The organism is Pseudomonas sp. 05N434 (assembly GCF_056396965.1).
This window is the reverse complement of the sequence record NZ_JBFTMK010000431.1, coordinates 1-4387: the sequence shown is the minus strand read 5'-3', so window position 1 is coordinate 4387 and position 4387 is coordinate 1. Positions and strand designations below refer to the sequence as shown.

Sequence of the window (4387 nt, the reverse complement as noted above, 5' to 3'; positions counted from 1 at the left end):
GTATTGCCGAGCGCAGTAGTTTTCATGGGGCCGGAACCGGCCACTTAGCGGAACGTCTCTTCCGCCCTTGACAAGACATCAACTCATCGGCATGATTCGCGGCCTATTTTGTTTGCTATTTCCTAAAAAGTCTTTCGAGGAGCTCGACGGTGGCCAACACACCTTCCGCCAAAAAACGTGCAAAACAGGCTGAGAAGCGTCGCAGCCACAACGCCAGCCTGCGTTCCATGGTTCGTACCTACATCAAGAATGTAGTTAAAGCCATCGACGCAAAAGACGCTGCTAAAGCTCAAGCTGCTTACGTTCTGGCCGTGCCAGTTATCGACCGTATGGCCGATAAAGGCATCATCCACAAGAACAAAGCTGCTCGCCATAAGAGCCGCCTGAATGGCCACGTCAAGGCCCTGAACGTTGCCGCTGCTGCCTAAGCGACGCGCTCGTTAAAAAACCGACCTCAGGGTCGGTTTTTTATTGCCTGCGATTTATTAAATACAATGCAAAAAAAATGTGGGAGCAAGCAGACTCACCCCCACACCTGGACCTTCGTTATCTTACTGAGCGTGCGTCCACGGCAGAATCGGAATTGCCGTCACTGCATTCTGCGGACTGCCCTCGATCAAGCGATCGCTGTAGACCAGATACACCAGGGTATTGCGCTTCTTGTCGAGGAATCGCACTACCTGCATAGTCTTGAATACCAGCGAGGTGCGCTCCTTGAATACCTCCTCGCCATCCTTGAGCTCACCCTTGAAGCTGATCGGCCCGACCTGGCGACATGCAATAGACGCCTCGGCGCGATCCTCGGCCAATCCCAGACCACCTTTCACGCCACCCGTCTTGGCACGCGACAAGTAACAGGTCACGCCCTCCACTTTCGGATCATCAAACGCCTCGACAACAATACGGTCGTTCGGGCCAACGAATTTGAACACCGTCGACACCTGGCCAATTTCCTCGGCCGAGGCCAGCAACGGCATCGCCAACAACAAGCCCAATAATCCTTTTGCCACACGCATTCAGGTATTCCTTCAGACCAGAATCAGGTATTCCTTCAGACCAGAATCAGGTTATCCCGGTGAACCAGCTCCGGCTCCGCCATGTAACCCAACAGACCGATAATCGCCTCAGACGACTGACCGATGATTTTTTGTGCTTCCAGAGCACTGTAGTTAGCCAGGCCACGAGCGATTTCACGACCGTCCGGCGCCACACAGACCACCATTTCGCCGCGACGGAAGCTGCCCTGGACCAGCTTTACACCTACCGGCAGCAAACTTTTGTTGCCCTGAGACAGCGCAGTCACCGCCCCCGCGTCCAGCACCAGCGTGCCGCGAGTCTGCAGATGCCCGGCCAGCCACTGTTTGCGGGCCGCCAGCATGCCGCGCTCAGGCGACAGCAAAGTGCCAATGCGCTCGCCAGCCTTGAGGCGATCCAGCACTCGCTCAATACGCCCACCAACGATGATGGTGTGCGCACCAGAGCGCGCCGCCAGACGCGCAGCGCGCAGCTTGGTCTGCATGCCGCCACGCCCCAGCGCACCACCAGTACCACCGGCTACCGCATCGAGCGCCGGATCGTCGGCCCGCGCCTCATAAATCAGCTTGGCGTCGGGATTGTTGCGTGGATCAGCATCGAACATGCCATCGCGATCGGTGAGGATCACCAGCAAATCGGCTTCGACCAGATTCGCCACCAGCGCCGCCAACGTGTCGTTGTCGCCGAAACGGATTTCGTCAGTGACCACGGTGTCGTTTTCGTTGATCACCGGGATCACCTTCAACTCGACCAGCGCACGCAGGGTGCTACGAGCATTCAGGTAGCGCTTGCGGTCGGACAAATCGTCGTGAGTCAGGAGAATCTGTGCGGTATGCCGACCATGTTCGGCGAAGCTCGACTCCCAGGCCTGCACCAACCCCATCTGACCGATGGCGGCAGCCGCCTGCAACTCGTGCATCGCACTGGGTCGCGAGGTCCAGCCCAGACGGCTCATGCCCGCCGCCACTGCCCCGGAGGACACCAGCACCAGTTCAACGCCCGCCTCATGCAGGGCAACCATCTGCTCGACCCAGACACCCATTGCTGCGCGATCCAGGCCTTTGCCGTCCGCCGTCAGCAAAGCGCTGCCGATCTTCACGACCCAACGCTGCGCACCTGTCACCTTGCTCCGCATCATCTTCAACCTTAGCTTGAGGGCAGCGCGACCTGGCACTGCCCGTGACGTTATTCGTGGTTCTTCGTGACCAACAGTCGATTTCCAGATACTAAAACGCCGCTCCAGTGAGCGGCGCTTAAGTTTATCGCAACGAATCAGTCACGCACGTAAATGATTTCCGGACCGTCTTCGTCATCCACATCTTCTTCGTCCCAATCGTCGTCGCCGATGTCATGGACCGACTTCACGCCGCTGCGGCGCAGAGCACGCTGATCGTCCAGCGCCTGCAACTGGGCGCGCGCTTCATCTTCGATGCGCTGATCGAGCTCAGCCAGCTCTTCCTTGTAGACCGGGTCGTTAGCCAGGCGATCGGCGCGATCTTCCAGATAACGCATGATGTCGTGGCACAGACGCTCGGTGCCTTGCTTGGCGATCGCCGAGATCACATAGACCGGACCGGTCCACTCCAGACGATCAACGATCTCCTTGACGCGAGCATCGTGCTCTTCCTCAAGGATCTGGTCGCACTTGTTCAGCACCAGCCAGCGATCACGCTCGGCCAGGGACGGGCTGAACTTGGTCAGCTCGCTGACGATCACTTCAGCGGCATCCGGCGCACTGGTGTCATCCAGCGGCGCCATGTCGACGAGGTGCAGCAGCAGACGCGTACGCGACAAGTGCTTGAGGAAGCGAATCCCCAGGCCCGCGCCGTCGGAAGCACCTTCGATCAGGCCCGGAATATCCGCGACCACAAAGCTCTTCCAGCGATCGACACTGACCACACCCAGGTTCGGCACCAATGTGGTGAACGGGTAGTCGGCGACTTTCGGCTTGGCGGCCGACACCGAGCGAATGAAGGTACTTTTGCCGGCGTTCGGCAAACCGAGCAGACCGACGTCCGCCAACACCTTCATTTCCAGTTTCAGGTCGCGCTGCTCACCCGGCTTGCCCGGCGTAGTCTGGCGCGGCGCACGGTTGGTACTGGATTTGAAACGAGTGTTACCCAGACCGTGCCAGCCGCCCTGAACCACCATCAGCTTCTGGCCGGCCTTGGTCAGGTCGCCAATGACTTCCTGGGTGGCAGAGTCGATCACTGTGGTACCTACCGGCACCCGCAGGATCAGATCCTCACCTTTTTTGCCGGTGCAGTCGGTACTGCCACCGTTGAAACCGCGCTCGGCATCGAAGTGCCGGGTGTAACGGTAGTCGACCAGGGTGTTCAGGTTTTCGTCGGCCATCATGTAGATGGAACCGCCATCACCACCGTCACCGCCGTTCGGGCCGCCGTTTTCAATGAATTTTTCTCGACGGAAACTCATGCAACCGTTGCCACCGTCGCCGGCCTTTACTCGAATCGATACTTCATCAACAAACTTCATAACAAAACGCCTCTCGCCATACGGACGAGCCGAAAAACAACCAAGACATAAGACTCTTGCAAAAATGAGCGCAGCGACCTCAATCAACGACCGCCAATACAGCGCTGGAGCCCATCACAAACAGCTTTGCAAGAGACTCACCCCACAAACGAAAAAGCCCCGTCGCAAGACAGGGCTTTTCCAGCGATCGCGCAATTAAGCTGCGACGACGCTCACGTAACGACGACCGAAGGCGCCTTTTACTTCAAACTTGATCACGCCTTCGATTTTCGCGAAGAGGGTGTGATCTTTACCCATACCAACGCCGTAGCCAGCGTGGAATTGGGTGCCGCGCTGACGCACGATGATGTTACCGGCCTTGATGACCTGGCCGCCATACATCTTCACGCCAAGGCGCTTGGCTTCTGAGTCGCGACCGTTACGGGTACTACCACCAGCTTTTTTGTGTGCCATGAGTTCAATTCTCCTAGTGAGGAATTAGGCTGATTAAGCCTGAATACCGGTGATTTTGATCTCGGTGTACCACTGGCGGTGGCCCATACGCTTCATGTGGTGCTTACGGCGACGGAACTTGATGATGCGGACTTTATCGTGACGACCTTGGGAGATCACTTCAGCCACAACGGTAGCGCCAGGAACAACTGGAGCGCCGATATTCACGTCGTCGCCATTGGCAACCAACAGAACGCGATCAAAAGTTACGGATTCGCCGGTAGCGATTTCCAGTTTTTCGATCTTCAGGTATTCACCTGGAGCAACTTTGTACTGCTTGCCACCAGTAACGATTACTGCATAAGACATGGTATTTCTCCGATAATCCTGCTCACCCAGCTCTTTATAAGAAGAGGTATTGGCT

6 protein-coding genes are annotated in these 4387 nt (G+C 57.2%); 1 reads left to right on the top strand and 5 read right to left on the bottom strand.

Annotation, left to right across the window (positions count from 1 at the left end):
• Nucleotides 1-149: 149 nt before the first annotated feature.
• The gene (gene rpsT, locus AC1DLB_RS22575; RefSeq protein WP_007901883.1) at nt 150-428 is read left to right on the top strand and encodes a 30S ribosomal protein S20; all 279 of its coding nucleotides are present in this window, start codon (nt 150-152) and stop codon (nt 426-428) included.
• A gap of 123 nt (nt 429-551) precedes the next feature.
• Here rpsT and AC1DLB_RS22570 read toward each other — a convergent pair whose 3' ends face one another.
• From AC1DLB_RS22570 to rplU, 5 genes are all read right to left on the bottom strand, one after another.
• On the bottom strand, nt 552-1016 hold the full coding sequence (locus AC1DLB_RS22570) for a CreA family protein (RefSeq protein WP_018925883.1): 465 nt from the start codon (nt 1014-1016) through the stop codon (nt 552-554).
• 35 nt (nt 1017-1051) lie between these two features.
• Nucleotides 1052-2170, bottom strand: coding sequence for a glutamate 5-kinase (gene proB / locus AC1DLB_RS22565; protein WP_007938428.1), 1119 nt, complete (start codon nt 2168-2170; stop codon nt 1052-1054).
• 137 nt (nt 2171-2307) lie between these two features.
• Nucleotides 2308-3531, bottom strand: coding sequence for an Obg family GTPase CgtA (cgtA, locus tag AC1DLB_RS22560; protein ID WP_477743869.1), 1224 nt, complete (start codon nt 3529-3531; stop codon nt 2308-2310).
• Nucleotides 3532-3726: 195 nt separating this feature from the next.
• Nucleotides 3727-3984 (bottom strand): 50S ribosomal protein L27, encoded by a 258-nt coding sequence (gene rpmA / locus AC1DLB_RS22555; protein ID WP_003228360.1) that lies wholly within the window; start codon nt 3982-3984, stop codon nt 3727-3729.
• 33 nt (nt 3985-4017) lie between these two features.
• Entirely contained in the window at nt 4018-4332 is a 315-nt protein-coding gene (gene rplU, locus AC1DLB_RS22550; RefSeq protein WP_007901869.1) for a 50S ribosomal protein L21, read from the bottom strand.
• Between the last annotated feature and the right edge of the window lie 55 nt (nt 4333-4387).

Excerpts from the sequence above, each read along its gene's own strand:
- AC1DLB_RS22570 (WP_018925883.1), bottom strand. The coding sequence starts at position 1,016 with ATGCGTGTGGCAAAAGGATTATTGGGCTTGTTGTTGGCGATGCCGTTG.
- proB (WP_007938428.1), bottom strand. The coding sequence starts at position 2,170 with ATGCGGAGCAAGGTGACAGGTGCGCAGCGTTGGGTCGTGAAGATCGGC.
- cgtA (WP_477743869.1), bottom strand. The coding sequence starts at position 3,531 with ATGAAGTTTGTTGATGAAGTATCGATTCGAGTAAAGGCCGGCGACGGT.
- rpmA (WP_003228360.1), bottom strand. The coding sequence starts at position 3,984 with ATGGCACACAAAAAAGCTGGTGGTAGTACCCGTAACGGTCGCGACTCA.
- rplU (WP_007901869.1), bottom strand. The coding sequence starts at position 4,332 with ATGTCTTATGCAGTAATCGTTACTGGTGGCAAGCAGTACAAAGTTGCT.